The sequence below is a fragment of the Ruegeria sp. A4 genome (assembly GCF_056543025.1).
This window is the reverse complement of sequence record NZ_JBQGAW010000001.1, coordinates 1,385,568-1,403,181: the sequence shown is the minus strand read 5'-3', so window position 1 is coordinate 1,403,181 and position 17,614 is coordinate 1,385,568. Positions and strand designations below refer to the sequence as shown.

Sequence of the window (17,614 nt, the reverse complement as noted above, 5' to 3'; positions counted from 1 at the left end):
TGCCAACAGGCGACTCAAGGTCGCCCATCGCCACAAAAATATGAGAGTCACAGTCACCTTTTCCAGAATTGAGGTGCATCCCAGAAAAAGCGTTTTGCTTCTGCGGATGCTTCCTCGCGGGTGACTCCGATATCGTCCAGCACGGCGGCATCCAGTTGTGCCAGCTTTCGCCGCTGTCTGGACAGTTCGAACGCTTGAGAGATCAGGGACACCAGGGAGCGTTTGGCCGGTTTGCAGGGATTATGGATTGCGAGTTGCGTCATAACTTGTCCTTTCTGTATTTTCGATGGTTTTACTGGCTGATATCAATTTCCTTGATTGATATGGGCGAGTGTGACACATTTTAAAAACGAATATTTTTGATGGAACGCATAAGGAATCGTGAAGATGCGAAATCTGGACATTACAACCCTGCGGTCTTTCGTGGCGGTGGCGGATCAGGGCGGTGTGACCCGCGCCGCCGGATTTCTGCACCTGACGCAGTCTGCGGTGTCCATGCAACTCAAGCGGCTGGAGGAGCTGCTGGGCCTGGAGTTGCTGGACCGAAGCGGCAGGACAATTGCCCTGACCGCATCCGGTGAGCAGCTGCTGGCCTACGCGCGCCGCATGGTTGCCCTGAATGACGAGGTAATCTCAAAACTCACCGATCAGGCCTTTGAGGGCGAAGTGGTTCTGGGCGTTCCCCATGACATCGTCTACCCTGTGATCCCCCGGGTCCTGCAACGGTTCAACGCCGATTTTCCCCGAGTCAGGGTGCAGTTGGTGTCGTCCTATTCACTGCAATTGAAAGACATGTACAAGCGAGGCGAATGTGATGTGATCCTGACGACCGAACCGTCTTCGGCCGATGGCGCAGAGACCATCGCAGAGCTGCCGCTGCGCTGGATCGGCGCGCCGGGCGGATCCGCATGGCGCAAGCGCCCGTTGCCTCTGGCGCTGGGGCGGCGCTGCTTGTTCAGACCGCAGGTCATATCAGCGCTGGATGCGGCCGGAATACCGTGGGAGCTGTCCGTGGAAACCGAAAACGACCGTACCATAGAAGCCACGGTCAGTGCCGATCTTGCGGTTCACGCAATGCTGGACGGAACCGAGGCCGCACATCTTGAACAGATCGACTCGGGTGGGGCTCTGCCGGATTTACCTGCGCATATGATCAACCTCTACGGTGGCGAGCATGGCCGGGATGCGGTTGTCGAAGCTCTGGCACAGTTGGTGCGTCAGAACTTCAGATTGCTGGGCGGTACCCAGTTGCGGGCCGTGGTCGGATGACCGCGATCAGGGCGTGATCACGATCTTGCCCGTTGATTTTCGCTCTTTCAGCAACTGCATTGCATGCGCGACATCTTCAAGTGGCAGGACGTGACTGATGTGCGGTTTTATCCTGCCCTCTGAATGCCACTTGAACAGGGTGTCAAAACTGTTGCGCACAGTTTCGGGGCGGAATTTCAGATAGCCGCCGATATACACCCCGATCACGGTCAGGTTTTTGACCAGCAGATGATTGGTCGGAATCTGCGGGATGTCGCCCCCGGCGAATCCGATGGGCAGCAAACGCCCTTCGGGATTGGTGGCCCTGAACGCGGCCTTGAACACATCCCCGCCGATGACGTCATAGACGACATCCGCGCCACCCAGCGATTTGACCCGCTCGCGCAGGTCTTCGGAAGCATCGATCAGATGATCGGCACCAGCGGCACGGGCAACGGCAAGCTTGTTCTCGCCGCGCGCCTGCGCGATGACCGTGGCGCCCATGAGTTTGCCGATTTCGACGGCAGTCAGGCCGACGCCTCCCGCTGCGCCGGTGACCAGAAGGGTTTCACCCGGTTGCAGGCGTGCCCTGTGATCCAGGGCCATGTGACTGGTGGCATAAGCGATCTGGATGGCGGCGGCGTCTTCGAATCCGGTGTCGTCCGGCAGCACGATCGCACGATCCGCGTCGAATACACCGTACTCGGCCAACCCACCCTGACCGGAATAGACTGCGATCCGGTCGCCTGGGCTGAGCGTTGAAACGCCGGGCCCGACTGTCTCCACGATACCGGCGATCTCCATGCCCAGGGTGAATGGGGCAGGTGGCGTGTCCTGATACGCCCCCGTCTGCATCAGCAGATCGGCGAAATTCAGGCCGCAAGCTTTTATCGCGACCCGCACCTGGCCTTCGCCCGGCTCGGGTATTTTCACGTCACAAAGCTGGGCAGACGCCCCGTCGGATGGAATGCAATAGGCCCGCATATTGTTCCTCAAGAGTTTCCGACATAGGCGCGTGTGCCGTCAGAAAAGTCAATCCGTTTGCTGCGCGGGCGCAAAAGGCCCCCGATTTTGAAGGAGGATTCAGTTGCAGGAATACGGTTCTGTAAAGGCTTTGGGTAATACAACCACAAATCCCTGTCACGGGCATTCGACTCAACCAGCTTGAAAAAAATCTCAAAACCGGCATTATAAACAATCAGTACTGTAAACGGGGGGCGGTACAGTCCGTATTAGGGAGCGGTTAAGGGGAGCTCTCTAAAACTGCGATATCGGACGTCGCAAAATCCCGTGCAGATGTTTGTGTAGTATAGGAGAATACCAATGACTCATCACGTCGATGTCCATGTGGGCAAGCGCGTTCGGCATCGCCGCTGGCTGATTGGGATGACCCAGCAGCAGTTGGCGCAGCAAGTTGGTATCAAGTTTCAGCAAATCCAGAAATATGAGACTGGTGCCAACCGAATCAGCGCATCCCGCTTGTGGGACATCGCCGAGGCGCTGGATGTTCCGGTCAGCTTTTTCTTCGAAGGTCTGGAAGAAGCCCAGAAAGGCGATGCGGACAAGAAATCCGTCCCTGCCGACCTGATGGGTGACAAAGAGGCTTTGGATCTGGTGCGCTCTTACTATGCGATTCCGGAAAACCAGCGTCGCCGCCTGTTCGAGCTGGCGCGGGTTCTCAGCGACGTTGCCTGACTGACTTGACTTTGTCGCGGATTGCTCGCACCTCAGGGTCATGCAACCGACGACACAGAGCGATATCGAAATTGCCGAAGAAATGGCCGAAGCTGCGCGTGAGGCCATACTCCCCTTTTTTCGTCAAACAAATCTGGAAACCACGAACAAGCTGGCCGATGGGTTCGACCCGGTCACAGTGGCAGATCGGGCCGCTGAACAGGCGATGCGGGACGTTCTGGCGCGGCGGCGCCCGGATGACGGTGTGCTGGGCGAGGAGTTCGGCGCGCATACGGGCACCAGTGGCCGCACCTGGGTACTGGATCCCATCGATGGGACCCGTGGGTTTATCAGCGGCACGCCAACCTGGGGTGTTCTGATTGCGCTGAGTGATCAGGACGGGCCTTTTATGGGTGTAATCGATCAGCCGTATATCGGAGAGCGCTTTGTCGGATCGTCTTCCGGTGCTCACATGACCGGTCCGCAGGGCACCAGAAGAATGCAAACGCGCGATACCAGGGCGCTGGATCAGGCGACCTTGTTTACCACGTTCCCCGAAGTTGGAACCCCGAAGGACCGCGCAGGGTTTCAGGCGGTGTCCGAGCAGGTTCAGCTGACGCGCTATGGAATGGATTGCTATGCCTATGCGCTTCTGGCCGCCGGGCAGGCGGATTTGGTGATCGAGGCGGGCTTGAACTCCTATGATATCCAAGCGCCGATTGCCGTTATTCAGGCGGCCGGCGGTATCGTGACCGATTGGCAGGGCGGCCCCGCACATCAAGGCGGCCGGGCCCTGGCTGCGGCAAACGCTGACCTTCACGCCGCGGCGCTTGAGATACTCCGCCAATTCTGAATTCTGTTGCCCGGCGCATCAAAGGCAACTAAACCGGTGATGGCCGGTTCTTGCGCCCGTTTTCCACCGGCCGACGCACTTCTTGCATGAGACGGGCAGATGCAGGAGCGCGATATGACGGAAATCCTACTCAAGAATGCTGATCTGATCCTGACGATGGACGAGTCCCGGCAGGAATTGTCCAAGGCCGATATTTTGGTCCGCGACGGGCAGATTGCCCGGATCGGGCAGGGACTGGAAACACAGGGTGAGGTGCATGATGTTTCGGGCTGTCTGGTGACGCCCGGCCTGGTGAATACCCACCATCATCTTTACCAAACCCTGACACGGGCGGTGCCGGGCGGGCAGGATGCGTTGCTGTTTGGGTGGCTGCAAACGCTCTATCCGATCTGGTCGCGTTTCGGGCCGGAGGAAATGTTCACCTCGGCCCAGATCGGTTTGGCCGAACTGGCGCTGTCGGGGTGCACGCTCAGTTCCGATCACCTTTACCTCTATCCCAACGGCGCGCGGCTTGAGGATACGATCGCGGCCGCGTCCGAGCTGGGGATGCGGTTTCATCCGACACGCGGCGCGATGAGCATCGGCGAGACCGACGGGGGCCTGCCGCCGGACCATCTGGTGGAAAAAGAGGCCGCAATTCTGGACGACATGGTACGTGTCGTGGATGCGTTTCACAACCCGTCGGAGGGGTCCATGTGCCGCGTTGGCCTTGCCCCGTGTTCACCGTTTTCCGTCAGCCGGGATCTGATGCGCGATGCGGCGTTGCTGGCGCGGGACAAGGGCGTGATGCTGCATACCCATCTGGCCGAGAATGATGAGGATATCGCCTATTCGCAGGCGCAATTCGGCTGCCGCCCGGGGCAATATGCCGAGGAATTGGGCTGGACCGGCCCGGATGTCTGGCACGCCCATTGCGTCAAGCTGGACGGGGCCGAGATTGATCTGTTCTCGCGCTCGGAAACAGGCGTGGCCCATTGCCCCTGTTCAAATTGCCGCCTCGGATCGGGTATCGCATCGGTGCGGGCGATGCGCGATGCGGGTGTCAAGGTCGGCCTCGGCGCCGATGGATCGGCCAGCAATGACAATGGCAACCTGATGCTTGAGGCGCGCCAGGCCATGTTGCTGCAACGGGTCGCCAATGGTGCAGATGCCATGTCGGCCCGCGAAGCGCTCGAGATCGCGACGCGCGGCGGCGCGGATGTGTTGGGACGTCCCGATTGTGGACGGCTGATGCCCGGAAAACGTGCCGATATTGCGGTGTGGGATACCCGCGGCATCGAAAGCGCGGGCAGTTGGGATCCGGCGGCGCTGCTTCTGGCGGGGCCGATGTCTGTGAAACACCTGTTCGTCGAAGGCCGCCAGATCGTACGTGACGGGCACATAACGACCATCGACCTGCCCCGCGTGATCGAACGCCAGAACACGCTTGCCCGGGCGTTGCAGGCCTAAGTCGCCTGCTGTCCGCCGATCCAGACCTCTGCCACGGCGCGATCATCGCCCATCATGATGGTTGGGAAGATCGCTTCCCAAACATCTTCTGCATGGGCTTCGCGCTGGGCGATGGCGGGGGTCGAGGCGAGGTCGATCACGACCAGATCCGCCTCCATTCCCTGAGCGATGTTTCCGATGCAGTCGTCCATGCGCAGGCTCCGGGCGGATCCGACCGTGCCCAACCACAGCAATTGCGCCGGATGCAGGGGACGGCCGCGCAATTGGCCGATCTCATAGGCGGCGGCCATGGTGCGCAGCATCGAAAAGCTGGACCCGCCGCCGGTATCCGTGGCCAGACCGATCCGGTGGCCATCATGGATCAGCCCGTTCATGTCAAACAATCCCGATCCGATGAAGGTGTTCGACGTGGGGCAATGGATCAAAGAGGCATCGACTTCGCGCAGCCGATCCCGCTCCCGGTCTTCCAGATGGATGACATGGCCATACAGGCCGTTCTGGCCCAACAGGCCGAATTTCTCGTAGGTATCCAGATAATCCCTTGCTTCAGGGAACAGGGATCGAACCCATTCGATTTCATCCGTTTGCTCGCTCAGGTGCGTTTGCATAAGACAATGGGGATGCTCGGCCCAAAGCGCGCCCATGGCCTCGAGCTGTTCCGGGGTCGAGGTCGGTGAAAAGCGCGGCGTGATCGCATAGGACAAGCGGTCGACGCGATGCCATTTTTCCAGCAGGGCGGCGGATTGGTCGTAAGCCGTCTGCGCAGTGTCGCGCAGCCCTTCGGGCGCGTTCCGGTCCATGCAGGTCTTGCCGGCGACGACGCGCTGCCCACGCTGTTGCGCCGAGGTGAAAAAGGCATCCACGCTTTCAGGGTGAATCGTGCAAAAACTGCACATGGTCGTGGTGCCGTGGGCGGTCGTCAGGTCCAGATACCGGTTGGCGATCTCGGTCGCATAGTCGAAATCGCCGAACTTCATCTCTTCCGGGAAGGTGTAGGTGTTCAGCCAGTCGATCAGCCGTTTGCCCCAGCTGGCGATCATCGCCGTCTGTGGATAATGCACATGCGGATCGACGAACCCAGCCATGATCAGGCGCGTTCCGTGATCCTTCGTGACTGCGTCAGGATGGGCTTTTTTCAGCGCGTCGGCGGTGCCGACCTCTGCAATTCGCCCGTTTTCGATCACGACCGCTTCGTCCAGCCGGGTCGCCTCGGTCGGCTCTCCGTCGAAGGGTGATCCTGTGAAACTCAGAACACGCCCCTTCAAAAGCGTCTTTTGCGCCATTTTCCCTGTTCTCCACCTGTTTGGAACCGCACACCAGCATAGGCGGACGAAAGAAGTGGGTAAATCGGCGCATTGTCATTGTTTTCCGGTAGCTGCTTCTTCTATTTAGGGGCCAATCGCCGAAACAAGGGGGCAACGCATGACGACAGGCAGTCACGAAGCCGGACACGATCAGCCCCGGGATGAAGACGCCTATGCGTTGGACCCCAAGGCAGTTGCGGCGATCCTGTACGCGGTGGATATAGACGACCGCGACAAGCTGGTTGAGTTGATGGAGCCGCTGCACTCGGCCGACATTGCCGACCTTCTTGAACAGATCAATCCGTTTGACCGGGCGCGCCTGATCCGCCTGTACGACAAAGAGTTTGACGGCGACATCCTGTCTGAACTGGATGAATCGGTTCGTGAAGAGGTGATCTCGGTTCTGAACCCGGATGTTCTGGCCGAAGCCGTGCGCGAGATGGAAAGCGACGATGTCGTTGACCTGCTGGAAGACCTTGAGGAACCGCAGCAGGAAACCATTCTGGACGCATTGGAGGATTCCGAAAGGATCGCAGCCGAGCAGGCATTGTCCTACCCCGAGAACTCGGCCGGTCGTCTCATGCAGCGGGAAGTCGTCATGGCGCCCGAACATTGGAGCGTTGGGCAAGCCATCGACTTCATGCGCGCCAATGATGATTTGCCCGAGCAGTTCTATCACGTCGTTCTGGTCGATCCGCGCCTGAAACCGGTTGCTCAGGTGACGTTGGGCAAGCTTATGGCGGCGCGGCGTGAAGTGCCGCTGATTGATCTGGCAGAAGAAGAGTTTCACATCATCCCCGTCGATCAGGATGAGGAAGACGTGGCTTATGCCTTCAACCAGTATCACCTGATCTCGGCCCCGGTGGTGGATGCGGATGGCCGTTTGGTCGGTGTCATCACCATTGACGACGCGATGGTCGTTCTGGATGAAGAGCACGAAGAGGACATCCTGCGTCTTGCCGGTGTAGGCGACGAAAGCTCGTTGTCCGACAGTGTGGCGGCAACCAGCCGGCGAAGGTTGCCCTGGTTGGCAGTGAACCTGTGCACGGCGATCTGTGCCTCTTTGGTGATTTCGCAATTCGAGGCGGCGATTGATCAACTGGTCGCGCTGGCCATCCTGATGCCGATCGTTGCGTCAATGGGCGGCAATGCGGGAACACAATCGCTCACCGTGGCGGTGCGTGCGCTGGCGACACGCGACCTGACAAATTCAAACGTGATGCGTGTGATCAGGCGGGAACTGCTGGTGGGGATGTTGAACGGGCTCTGTTTTGCCATCGTGTTGGGGACCGTGGGGATGCTGTGGTTTGATTCCCCGCTGCTGGGTGTCGTGATCGGGGCGGCCTTGGTCGTGAATATGATCATCGCCGGGTTCGCAGGTACGGTAGTACCTGTCTTGCTGGACCGCTTGGGCATCGACCCTGCGCTGGCATCGGGAACCTTTGTGACAACCACGACGGATGTCATGGGTTTCTTCATATTTCTTGGGCTTGCCAGCGTGGTGCTACTGTGACCGATCTGACCGACATCAAAGCCGCGGCGCGCAAAGCGGCCTTTGCCCGCCGCAAGGCCGCGTTTGATGCGCGCCTGCCGGGTGCAGCCGGGCGCTTGTCCGAGGTTCTGGCAGGCCATCGCGGCGTGCCCCTGTCAGGATACATGCCGATCCGGACCGAGATCGACCCGGTGCCCGCGATGGCCGAAGCATCGGCTTATGGCCCGGTGGGTGTGCCTGTCATCCAGGCAGCCGGTCAGCCGCTGAAATTCTCTCGCTGGACGCCGGACGGTGTGCTCAAGGATGGCCCGTTCGGTGCAAAAGTGCCCCAGGTGGATGACTATTTCGACCCCGAAATTCTGATCGTGCCGCTGGTCGCCTTCGACGCAAATGGTGGTCGCCTGGGGTATGGCGGCGGGTTTTATGACCGAACGCTGGAAGGCTTGCGCGCCAAACGCCCGACGCTTGCCATCGGCTTTGCTTTTGATGTGCAAGAGGCTGCGGACCTGCCGCTCGAGCCAACCGACCAACCGCTGGACATGGTTGTCACGGAAAGCCGCGTGCTGACCTTCTAGCTGCTACTGTTCGAAATGGCTGCGCAAGTAATCCCAGGCATCCACTTCGGTGCCGTCCTTAAGGATGCAGACGCCATAGACACTGCCGTCTTCGTTTTTACGAAGCTGGTAGGTCCCGTCGTTTTCAATACAAAAGGTCGCGGCGGGGTTGGGCATGGATGTCTTGGTGCCTTCGGCAGCGGCAGCAGTTGCCGCTAGAAGGCAGCCGGTCAGAACAATTGACGACTTCACGAAGAATTCCTTCTGTATTCAAGAGACGTATCGAAACATTGCCGCGGCAGAATTTGATTTCAACCCCTAGTTCTGCCGTTAATTTCACGCTTCCGCCTTGTTATTGCCCAGTACAGCCCCTACGACCCGGATCATGAGGATTCTGTTTCTTGGTGATGTCATGGGGCGCGCGGGTCGCGCGGCCGTTCAGCAGCATTTGCCGCGCCTGCGCGACGAATGGCGGCTGGATTTTGTCGTGGTCAATGGCGAAAACGCGTCGAACGGCATGGGGCTGAGCGGAGATCACGCCAGGCTGTTGCTCGACGCCGGAGCGGATTGCCTGACGCTGGGCGATCATGCGTTCGACCAGAAAGACATGCTGCAATTCATCGAGAAGGAACAGCGCATCGTACGACCCGTGAACTTCGCCAAAGGCGCGCCGGGGCGGGGTCATCGGCTGTTCACGGCGCCGGGGGGGCGCAAGGTTCTGGTGGTTCAGGTGCTGGGTCAGGTCTTTATGAAACGCCCGTTCGACGATCCGTTCTCGGCTATCGAACCGATCCTGAAATCCCATCCCAGAGGCGGACAGGCGCAGGCGATCATCGTGGACATGCATTGCGAGGCCACGTCCGAGAAGATGGCGATGGGGCACTACTGCGACAAACGTGCAAGCCTTGTGGTGGGAACGCATACCCATGTCCCGACGGCGGATTCCCAGATTCTGCCGGGTGGCACCGCGTATTTGACCGATGCGGGCATGTGCGGAGATTACGATTCGGTCATTGGCATGGACAAGCAGGAGCCCATGCGCCGGTTCATCACCGGTATGCCCAAGGCGCGCTTTACTCCGGCAAACGGCGAGGCCACACTGAGCGGCGTGTTCGTGGAAACCGATGATCGTGACGGACAGGCCAAAACCGTGCGTATGGTGCGCGTCGGAGGGCGCCTGGAACAAGCCGGGCCCGAATAGTCATCGTCAGGCTTGCTCTGTCGGGCGCAATGCGTGAAACTGCATTTCATCAGGCGCTTGGGCCCGGGTTCGGACAGAATACCACGAATGAATTTCCTTTCACTGACAGACACCGGAAGCGCAGTTCTGGCGCTGGTCATCGTTGCGGGCATGTTCATCATGTTCCTGCGCGAGGTTTATCCGACCGAGGTCGTGGCCATTGGTGGTGTCTCACTGATGCTTGTGACCGGCATTCTGCCCTATCAAAATGCGCTTGCAGTTCTGTCCAACCCGGCACCCTGGACGATTGCCGCGATGTTCATCATCATGGGTGCTTTGGTGCGGACCGGAGCCTTGGACTCGTTCACCTCGACCGCGCAAAAGCAGGCTCAGGTGAATCCGCGTATCGCCATCGCATTGCTCATGGGGTTTGTCGTGCTGGCCTCGGCGGTGGTTTCGAATACGCCAGTGGTTGTGGTGATGATACCGGTCTTTGTGCAAATCGCCCGCACCCTGAATGTTCCCGCGTCCAAATTGCTGATTCCGCTGAGTTATGCGGCTATTCTGGGCGGCACGCTGACATTGATCGGCACGTCTACCAACCTGCTGGTCGATGGTGTGGCCCGCGCGCAGGGGATGAAACCCTTTACGATTTTCGAAGTCACGCCGCTGGGGATTGCGCTGGTGATCTATGGCATGATCTATTTGCGGTTCATCGCGCCCAAACTGTTGCCCGAGCGGGACAGCATGGCGTCGCTGCTCAGTGATCGGTCCAAGATGAAGTTCTTTACCGAGGCCGTCATTCCGCCGGATAGCAACCTGATCGGGCGCGAAGTGACCGGCGTGCAGTTGTTCAAACGCCCCGGCGTGCGCCTGATCGATGTCATCCGGGGGGATGAGTCGTTGCGGCGCAACCTGAAAGGCGTCGAACTTAAGGTTGGCGACCGGGTGGTTCTACGAACCGAGATGACCGAACTTCTGAGCCTTCAGCGCAACAGGGAACTCAAACGTGTGGATCAGGTATCGGCCGTTGAAACCAAGACGGTTGAGGTGTTGATCACGCCCGGATGCCGTCTGGTGGGTCGGACCCTTGGGATGATGCGGCTTCGGCGTCGTTATGGTGTTTACGTGCTGGCGGTGCACCGTCGCAACCAGAATATCGGCCGTCAGCTGGATGACTTGGTGGTCAGGGTTGGGGATACGCTGCTTTTGGAAGGTGCCCCGGCGGATATCCAGCGGCTGGCGGCGGAAATGGACATGGTGGACGTCACCCAGCCATCGGCTCGTGCCTTCCGTCGCAGCCATGCACCGATAGCGATTGGGGCTCTTGTCGGGATTGTTGCCCTTGCCGCGCTGGGCATTGCGCCCATCCTGTTGTTGTCGATCGTGGCCTGCGCCGTGGTTCTGCTGACCCGCTGTATCGATGCGGATGAGGCGTTTTCTTTTGTGGAAGGTCGCCTGTTGGCGTTGATCTTCGCGATGCTGGGCATAGGGGCTGCGCTGGACAGTTCGGGCGCGGTTTCTCTGATCGTCGAGGCCGTTGCGCCGGGGCTCAGTGTCTTGCCACCATTCCTCATTATCTGGGCGATTTACCTGCTGACCTCGGTGCTGACGGAACTGGTTTCCAACAACGCCGTGGCGGTTGTGGTCACCCCGATCGCCATCGGTCTGGCGCAGGCGGTCGGAATAGATCCGCGTCCGCTGGTCGTCGCGGTCATGGTGGCGGCCTCGGCATCTTTTGCTACTCCGATCGGATACCAGACGAACATGATGGTCTATGGCCCCGGAGGCTACAGGTTCACCGACTTCATGAAGGTCGGTGTGCCGCTGAACCTGACGGTCGGATTGTTGGCGTCTCTGCTGATCCCGTTGATCTGGCCGTTATGACATCGGCACAGATTTGCCGCTTTGTTCGCGGCGTACTTGTAAATGTCGGATGAACAGCAATCTTTTGTAGAAATATTACTTCAAGGGGTACTGCCATGCTGACATTCGGCCGCACCATGTTTCCTACGGTTGCTTTCGCCACCGTTTTGAGCGGCGCATCGCTTGCCGGAACCGTCGAGGGAACAGCAACCTACCGAGAGCGTATTGCGCTTCCGCCTGACACGACCTTGTTCGTCGAGCTTCAGGATATCTCATTGGCGGATGCGCCGGCCGAAACGCTTGCCGCGAAGAGATACGCCTTGACCGGTGTGCCGGCGCAGTTCGAACTGACCTATGATGACGCATTGATTCAGGACGGGCGCAGATACGCCGTGCGTGCTTCGGTCATGCAGGGGCAAAAGCTGTTGTTCACCACCGATACCGTTTATCCGGTACTGACACATGGGGCCGAGAATTCTGCTGACCTGCTGATGATACAGGTGCAACACCAAGGTGCCGCGATGCTGGAAAACACCGAATGGGTCGCTTCGGGCCTCAATGGTGCGGCTGTCGAGACAGAGAAACGACCTGAACTTGCTTTTGGGCAGGGCGGGGCATTTTCAGGCAGCGGCGGTTGCAACCGGTTCAGTGGCCAGGCCGAGATTTCTGACAATCGGATTGCGTTCCCGGACAATATGGCTGCAACGCTCATGGCTTGCCCACCCCCGCTGGATGAGGTCGAGCGGCAGTTTCTCAAGGCGATGCAAAGTGTCACGACCTTCGCGATGCAAGGCAACGCGCTGGCCTTGCTGGATGCTCAGGGTGAGCCGGTGATCAAAATGATGCGCAAGTAATAGGGCAGGGCTGTCACGCGATGGCCCTCGATCGTCCGGCGTTGCGACCCGAAAAGATGCAGCCGCCCAGGAAAGTTCCCTCAAGCGCGTTGTAGCCGTGATAGCCACCGCCACCGAACCCGGCGACTTCGCCGGCTGCGAACAGGCCCGGCACAACCTGACCATCGGTGCCAATCATCTGACTGTCCAGATTGGTCTGCAAACCGCCCAGTGTCTTGCGGGTCAGCACGTGCAGCTTGACCGCGATCAGCGGGCCATTCCTGGGGTCCAGGAACTTGTGCGGTTTGGCGGTGCGGATCAGCTTGTCGCCGCGATAGTTGCGCGCCGCCAGGATCGCCATCATCTGCGCATCTTTTGAGAACGGATTGTCCACCTGTGAATCCCGTGCTTCGATCTGGGCGCGCAGATGCGCCTCGTCGATCAGACCCCCGCCCAGATGGTTCATGCCGCTCACCAGTTCGGTCAACGTGTTGGCGACCACGAAATCCTCGCCCTTTTCCTTGAACGCCTCGACCGGGCCGGTGGCTTTCGACCCCGACAGGATGCGCTGACGGATGACCTCCTTCCAACTGCCCGAGGTGAAATCGGGGTTCTGTTCAGACCCGGACAGGGCGAATTCCTTCTTGATGACCTTCTGGGTCAGGACGAACCAACTGTATTCATAGCCGGTGTTCAGGATTTCGCGCAGGGTGCCCAGCGTGTCGAAGCCGGGCAGGCAGGGGGGCTGCAACCGGTTTCCGCGCGCGTCGAACCACATCGAGCTGGGGCCGGGCAGGATGCGGATACCATGGGCGGGCCAGATCGGATCCCAATTGCGTACGCCTTCGGTGTAATGCCACATGCGGTCGCCGTTGATGACATGGCCACCGGCCTTTTCGCTGATGGCGATCATCCGACCATCCACATGGAAGGGCACACCCGCCACCATGTCCTTGGGCGGTTCGCCCAGGCGGTCGCGGGGCCAATTCTGGCGCACCATTTCGAAATTGCCGCCGATCCCGCCCGAGGTGACGATGGCAGAGGGTGCATAGACCTCGAACTCGCCCACCTCGTCACGGTTGGTCTTGCCGCCGCGCGGGGCCGTGTCATCGGCCAGAACCTCGCCCGAGACGCCCTTGGCCTCGCCGTTCTGCATGATGATGTGGCTGACCTGATGGCGGAACTTCAACTGGATCAGGCCGGTGCTGACATGGTTGCGGACCCGGCGGATGAAGTGCTCCAGCACGCCGGGCCCGGTGCCCCAGGTGATGTGAAAGCGCGGGACGGAATTGCCATGCCCGTTTGCATAAGACCCGCCACGTTCAGCCCAGCCCACGACCGGAAACCAGCGCAGGCCCATGTCATGCAGCCAGGGTCGCATTTCACCGGCGGCGAACTCGACATAGGCCTCGGCCCATTTGCGGGGCCAGGTGTCTTCTTCGCGGTCAAACTGCGCGCTTCCCATCCAGTCGCGCAACGCCAGATCGTGGCTGTCGCGGATACCCATGCGGCGTTGTTCCGGCGTGTCGACCATGAACAGGCCACCCAGGCTCCAGAAGGCCTGACCGCCCAGAAAACCTTCTGGTTCCTGATCGAGTATGATTACCTTTTTGCCTCGGTCGCCCAGTTCGGCCGCGGCGGCCAATCCGGCCAGACCGGCACCGATTACGATCGCATCAGCAGTGTTGTTTGTCATAACGGTCCTTTCAGCGCCTGCGGAACCAGACAAGAAACGGCAGAACCACGGCGTACATCGTAATGCCATAAACTGCCGAGGGCAGGGCCAGCGGGCTGAACCCGCTTTCGGTATTCGTGATCAGCGCCGCCAGTGTAATGCCCAGCGTGGAATTTTGAATTCCGGTTTCGATCGAGATCGTCTTGCACTCATTCCAGGACAGGTTTGATATCCGCGCCAGTCCCAGCCCAATGAACAGCAGGGCGATATTCAAAGAAATCAAGCCTGCGCCCATGATGCCAAGATTGTCGACGAACAATTGCCAGTTCCCGGCCAGTGCCGCGGCAACGATCAGCACGAACAAAACGGTCGCGAGCGTCGACAACCCCGGCTCTACGCGGTTTGCAAACCCTGTTGCAAAGTTGCGAATTCCGACCCCGATGGCCACAGGAAGCGTTGTTATCAGAAACAATGCAACAGCCAGCCCGGTGATCGAAACCTCGGGGGCTTCGTCGCCCATGAAATGCGCGATCGACCACGCGGCCAGTATTGGCACGGTCACCATCGACAAAAGGCTGATCACGGCGGTCAGGCTGACCGAAAGCGCGACATCGGCTTTGGCGAGCTTGGAGAGGATGTTGCTGGTTACGCCGCCCGGGCAAAAACTGAGCAGCATGAAACCAACCGCGATCTCGGGGGGCAATGCTAAGATTGTGACCGTCACGAAGGCCGCGACTGGCAAGAGAACAATCTGGCTTACCGCCCCGATGGCAAAGGCGCGTCGTCGGCTCAGGACACGACGGAAGTCTGCCACTTCCAGCCCGATGCCCAGAGACAACATGATAATGGCAAGCGACACCGGCAAGCCGACATTCAAAAGCAAATCCAAGGACAACTCCTCCCAAAGTTGCGTCAGATCAGCCTATGCGAGGGGGCAAGGCGCAGGCAACCGCGCCGTTGGGTCATTCGTATCGTCGGACGAACCGGCGCAGGATCTCGCCCGGCTGTGTGACATCGGCCGAATGGCAGTGATCGATCAGTTTTTGCGCGTCTTCAGGCGGGAAATAGCCGTGGTTCTTGTAGATATTGATGCGCTGTTCAAAATCCCTGGCGTCGGCTTCGGGGTGGAACTGCGTGGCGTATACGTTCTGCCCCCAACGGATCATCTGGAACGGGCAGGGGTCTGACGCGACAAGGTGCACGCATCCCTCTGGCAGAGCCTGAACCGCTTCCTTGTGGCCAACGAAAGCGTCGAAGGTTGGTTCCAACCCGGCGGTCAACGGATCCCGCTGCCCTTCCGGGGTCAAATGGCACGTGGATGGTCCGACGGGTTCGCCATACCGGGCCTTGCTGACGTCGCCGCCCAGATACGCCGCCAGAATGCCAAGGCCATAGCAGCAGCCCATGAACGGGTGATCTTGTGCGATGATCTGCGGCATCAACCCCATGATCGCAGCCTCGATCCGGGCATCCAGCGGGGATTTGGTCGCCGGGTCGTCACTGACGCATCCCGGTCCGCCGCCTACGATGACACCGGCATAGTCCGTGACATCCAGCCCTTCTGGCAGGTCGTCGCAATCCAAACGAATGCGATGCGTCTGTTCAGGAGACAACCCGCTCCGGTTCAGGATCGAGGCATATTCGGCGTCGGACGCATCTGTTTCGGGGCGCAGTTGCAGGATCAAAAACGGTTTCATGCGCAGCCTTTACCCGTCACAGCGGCCAGAATACAAGGATGGCGGGAACAGAAACGGCTATGATCAGCAATTCCAGCGGCAATCCCATGCGCCAGTAATCTCCGAATCGATAGCCTCCGGGACCCAGAACCAGCGTGTTGTTCTTGTGCCCGATGGGGGTCAGGAACGCAGCCGAGGCCGCAACGGCCACGGTCATCAGGAACGGGTCGGGTGACACCTCAAGCGTGCGTGCCATTTGTATCCCGACCGGCGCGGCGACAATGGCGGTGGCGGTGTTGTTCAACACGTCCGACAAAGTCATCGTGACAACCATCAATACGGTCAGAATGGCCCAGGCGGGCAGACCATCGGTCAGCTGGATCAGGGCGTTTGCGATCAGTTCGGTGCCGCCCGAGGTCTCCAAGGCGCTGCCCAGCGGGATCATAGACCCCAGCAGTACGACCACCGGCCATTCGATGTGATTGTAAATGTCGGTGATCGGCATGATCTTGGTCAGCACATAAGCAATCACGACCAGCCCCAAAGCAATGGGCAAATAGATCAGACCAACACTGGCGGCCAGAACGGCAGCGGCAAACAGACCGATGGCCAGCCATGCCTTGTCATTTGCAGTGACGTTCAGCCCGCGTCCGGCAAGGGGCAGGCAACCCAGCCATTCCGTGACATCCGCAGCGCGGTCGCGGGGGCAGAGCAGCAGCAGAATATCGCCCGGTTCCACCTCGGTCTTGCGGACCTGTTCGGTGATCCTGCGCCCCTGGCGTGAGATGCCCATCAGAACGGTGCTTTGCCGCCAGGCCAGCCCAAGCCCTTGTGCCGTGCGACCTGTGACGCGCGCGCTTTCCGGCACGACGACTTCGATCACTTCCAGCCCGTCACCCTCGGCCGTCAGCAACTCCTGCCGGCGCGTGTCCGAGAAGTCGAGATTGAGCGCCGCGCGAAGCTCGTCCAGCGCCTCGGGTCGGGCTTCCAGAACCAGCGCGTCACCTTCCTGCAAAACGGCGTGCGCCGACCGGCCATAGCGCCGTTTGCCATCCCGGATCAAACCGATGATGGCCACGTCCGATTTCTCGGCCACCTCATAAAGTTCACTGACCCGTTTGCCGATATGGGCGGATTCCGGGGGAACGGTCAGCTCGGCGATGTATTCGGCCAAGGTTTCCGATGTCTCGGCCTGCGGTCCGCGATCGGGGATCAGGCGCCAGCCCACCAGTGCGACAAAGGCAAGACCGGTGATTGCGGCCAGCCCACCGACCGGGGCAAAATCGAACATGTGAAACGGCTCGCCCAGTGTTTCGGCCCGGATCGACGCGATGATGATGTTCGGAGGGGTCCCGATCAGCGTCGCCATCCCCCCCAGAATGGTGGCAAAGCTCAGCGGCATCAGCGACAGGCCCACCGATCGTCCGGCCTTGCGTGCGGTCTGGATGTCCACGGGCATCAGCAGCGCCAGTGCTGCCACGTTGTTCATAAAGGCCGACAGAACCGCGCCGATCCCGCCCATCAGGGCGATATGCGCGCCCAGACCCCGCGAGGCATCAACCAGCGTGCGGGTGATCAGGAACACTGCGCCTGATCGGACCAAACCGGCGGAAACCACCAAAACCAGCGCCACGATGATGGTCGCCGGATGGCCGAACCCGGCAAAGGCGCCATCCACGGGCACGACACCCAGCACGACGCCGATCATCAGCGCGGCAAAGGCCACAAGGTCGTATCGAAACCGACCCCATAACAGCATTCCGAAGACGGTGATGAAAAGCGCAAAAAGAATGATCTGGTCTGTCGTCAT

Annotated in this window: 17 protein-coding genes; 9 read left to right on the top strand and 8 right to left on the bottom strand. The window is 59.8% G+C overall.

Features of this window, described 5'->3' with window-relative positions; all coding sequences use genetic code 11:
* Positions 1-53: 53 nt before the first annotated feature.
* Positions 54-263, bottom strand: coding sequence for a DUF1127 domain-containing protein (locus ACR0E2_RS06975; protein ID WP_171630833.1), 210 nt, complete (start codon positions 261-263; stop codon positions 54-56).
* Positions 264-387: 124 nt separating this feature from the next.
* Between ACR0E2_RS06975 and ACR0E2_RS06970 the strand changes: the two genes are divergently transcribed.
* Positions 388-1,269: a LysR family transcriptional regulator gene (locus ACR0E2_RS06970; RefSeq protein WP_480445825.1), complete on the top strand. Its 882-nt coding sequence runs from the start codon at positions 388-390 to the stop codon at positions 1,267-1,269.
* Between the two features lie 6 nt (positions 1,270-1,275).
* Here ACR0E2_RS06970 and ACR0E2_RS06965 read toward each other — a convergent pair whose 3' ends face one another.
* Positions 1,276-2,232 carry an NADPH:quinone oxidoreductase family protein gene (locus ACR0E2_RS06965; protein WP_480445823.1) on the bottom strand — a complete coding sequence of 319 codons (957 nt, stop codon included), beginning with the start codon at positions 2,230-2,232 and terminating at the stop codon, positions 1,276-1,278.
* A 339-nt stretch (positions 2,233-2,571) separates the two neighbouring features.
* On the opposite strand from ACR0E2_RS06965, the gene ACR0E2_RS06960 reads away from it, so the two are divergent.
* The 3 genes from ACR0E2_RS06960 (at position 2,572) to ACR0E2_RS06950 (ending at position 5,224) form a co-directional block, all read left to right on the top strand.
* A complete protein-coding gene (locus ACR0E2_RS06960; RefSeq protein WP_152458749.1) occupies positions 2,572-2,943 on the top strand; it encodes a helix-turn-helix domain-containing protein in 372 nt (123 codons plus the stop codon).
* 40 nt (positions 2,944-2,983) lie between these two features.
* A complete protein-coding gene (hisN, locus tag ACR0E2_RS06955) occupies positions 2,984-3,775 on the top strand; it encodes a histidinol-phosphatase (RefSeq protein WP_171205361.1) in 792 nt (263 codons plus the stop codon).
* Between the two features lie 114 nt (positions 3,776-3,889).
* On the top strand, positions 3,890-5,224 hold the full coding sequence (locus tag ACR0E2_RS06950) for an 8-oxoguanine deaminase (protein WP_480445822.1): 1,335 nt from the start codon (positions 3,890-3,892) through the stop codon (positions 5,222-5,224).
* Here ACR0E2_RS06950 and guaD read toward each other — a convergent pair.
* Positions 5,221-6,507 (bottom strand): guanine deaminase, encoded by a 1,287-nt coding sequence (gene guaD / locus ACR0E2_RS06945; RefSeq protein WP_480445820.1) that lies wholly within the window; start codon positions 6,505-6,507, stop codon positions 5,221-5,223. The genes ACR0E2_RS06950 and guaD overlap by 4 nt on opposite strands.
* 139 nt (positions 6,508-6,646) lie before the next feature.
* Here guaD and mgtE point away from each other — a divergent pair, with 139 nt between their 5' ends.
* A complete protein-coding gene (mgtE, locus tag ACR0E2_RS06940; RefSeq protein WP_480445819.1) occupies positions 6,647-8,041 on the top strand; it encodes a magnesium transporter in 1,395 nt (464 codons plus the stop codon).
* Positions 8,038-8,595, top strand: coding sequence for a 5-formyltetrahydrofolate cyclo-ligase (locus ACR0E2_RS06935; protein WP_171227838.1), 558 nt, complete (start codon positions 8,038-8,040; stop codon positions 8,593-8,595). Before mgtE ends, ACR0E2_RS06935 begins: the two co-directional genes overlap by 4 nt.
* Before the next feature lie 3 nt (positions 8,596-8,598).
* Here the strand turns inward: ACR0E2_RS06935 and ACR0E2_RS06930 are convergent, their stop codons facing one another.
* A complete protein-coding gene (locus ACR0E2_RS06930) occupies positions 8,599-8,826 on the bottom strand; it encodes a putative hemolysin (protein WP_224853568.1) in 228 nt (75 codons plus the stop codon).
* A gap of 133 nt (positions 8,827-8,959) precedes the next feature.
* Between ACR0E2_RS06930 and ACR0E2_RS06925 the strand changes: the two genes are divergently transcribed.
* From ACR0E2_RS06925 to ACR0E2_RS06915, 3 genes are all read left to right on the top strand, one after another.
* Positions 8,960-9,775, top strand: a complete 816-nt coding sequence (locus tag ACR0E2_RS06925; RefSeq protein ID WP_171616080.1) for a TIGR00282 family metallophosphoesterase — start codon at positions 8,960-8,962, stop codon at positions 9,773-9,775.
* An 87-nt stretch (positions 9,776-9,862) separates the two neighbouring features.
* Positions 9,863-11,641, top strand: coding sequence for an SLC13 family permease (locus tag ACR0E2_RS06920; RefSeq protein ID WP_171231204.1), 1,779 nt, complete (start codon positions 9,863-9,865; stop codon positions 11,639-11,641).
* Positions 11,642-11,736: 95 nt separating this feature from the next.
* Positions 11,737-12,474 (top strand): YbaY family lipoprotein, encoded by a 738-nt coding sequence (locus ACR0E2_RS06915; protein WP_480445816.1) that lies wholly within the window; start codon positions 11,737-11,739, stop codon positions 12,472-12,474.
* 13 nt (positions 12,475-12,487) lie between these two features.
* On the opposite strand, the gene ACR0E2_RS06910 is transcribed toward ACR0E2_RS06915, so the two are convergent.
* The 4 genes from ACR0E2_RS06910 to ACR0E2_RS06895 form a co-directional block, all read right to left on the bottom strand.
* Positions 12,488-14,149 (bottom strand): FAD-binding dehydrogenase, encoded by a 1,662-nt coding sequence (locus ACR0E2_RS06910; RefSeq protein WP_480445814.1) that lies wholly within the window; start codon positions 14,147-14,149, stop codon positions 12,488-12,490.
* A 10-nt stretch (positions 14,150-14,159) separates the two neighbouring features.
* On the bottom strand, positions 14,160-15,017 hold the full coding sequence (locus ACR0E2_RS06905; RefSeq protein ID WP_480445813.1) for a bile acid:sodium symporter family protein: 858 nt from the start codon (positions 15,015-15,017) through the stop codon (positions 14,160-14,162).
* Between the two features lie 73 nt (positions 15,018-15,090).
* Complete coding sequence (locus ACR0E2_RS06900) at positions 15,091-15,825, bottom strand: glutamine amidotransferase (protein ID WP_480445811.1); 735 nt, start codon at positions 15,823-15,825, stop codon at positions 15,091-15,093.
* A gap of 16 nt (positions 15,826-15,841) precedes the next feature.
* On the bottom strand, positions 15,842-17,614 hold the full coding sequence (locus tag ACR0E2_RS06895) for an SLC13 family permease (RefSeq protein ID WP_480445809.1): 1,773 nt from the start codon (positions 17,612-17,614) through the stop codon (positions 15,842-15,844).

Bases quoted from the DNA above. Each gene is read 5' to 3' on its own strand.
- ACR0E2_RS06975 (WP_171630833.1), bottom strand. From the start codon at position 263: ATGACGCAACTCGCAATCCATAATCCCTGCAAACCGGCCAAACGCTCC.
- mgtE (WP_480445819.1), top strand. From the start codon at position 6,647: ATGACGACAGGCAGTCACGAAGCCGGACACGATCAGCCCCGGGATGAA.
- ACR0E2_RS06925 (WP_171616080.1), top strand. From the start codon at position 8,960: ATGAGGATTCTGTTTCTTGGTGATGTCATGGGGCGCGCGGGTCGCGCG.
- ACR0E2_RS06920 (WP_171231204.1), top strand. From the start codon at position 9,863: ATGAATTTCCTTTCACTGACAGACACCGGAAGCGCAGTTCTGGCGCTG.
- ACR0E2_RS06910 (WP_480445814.1), bottom strand. From the start codon at position 14,149: ATGACAAACAACACTGCTGATGCGATCGTAATCGGTGCCGGTCTGGCC.
- ACR0E2_RS06950 (WP_480445822.1), top strand. From the start codon at position 3,890: ATGACGGAAATCCTACTCAAGAATGCTGATCTGATCCTGACGATGGAC.
- ACR0E2_RS06970 (WP_480445825.1), top strand. From the start codon at position 388: ATGCGAAATCTGGACATTACAACCCTGCGGTCTTTCGTGGCGGTGGCG.
- ACR0E2_RS06895 (WP_480445809.1), bottom strand. From the start codon at position 17,614: ATGACGACAGACCAGATCATTCTTTTTGCGCTTTTCATCACCGTCTTC.
- ACR0E2_RS06965 (WP_480445823.1), bottom strand. From the start codon at position 2,232: ATGCGGGCCTATTGCATTCCATCCGACGGGGCGTCTGCCCAGCTTTGT.
- ACR0E2_RS06960 (WP_152458749.1), top strand. From the start codon at position 2,572: ATGACTCATCACGTCGATGTCCATGTGGGCAAGCGCGTTCGGCATCGC.
- ACR0E2_RS06915 (WP_480445816.1), top strand. From the start codon at position 11,737: ATGCTGACATTCGGCCGCACCATGTTTCCTACGGTTGCTTTCGCCACC.
- hisN (WP_171205361.1), top strand. From the start codon at position 2,984: ATGCAACCGACGACACAGAGCGATATCGAAATTGCCGAAGAAATGGCC.
- guaD (WP_480445820.1), bottom strand. From the start codon at position 6,507: ATGGCGCAAAAGACGCTTTTGAAGGGGCGTGTTCTGAGTTTCACAGGA.
- ACR0E2_RS06900 (WP_480445811.1), bottom strand. From the start codon at position 15,825: ATGAAACCGTTTTTGATCCTGCAACTGCGCCCCGAAACAGATGCGTCC.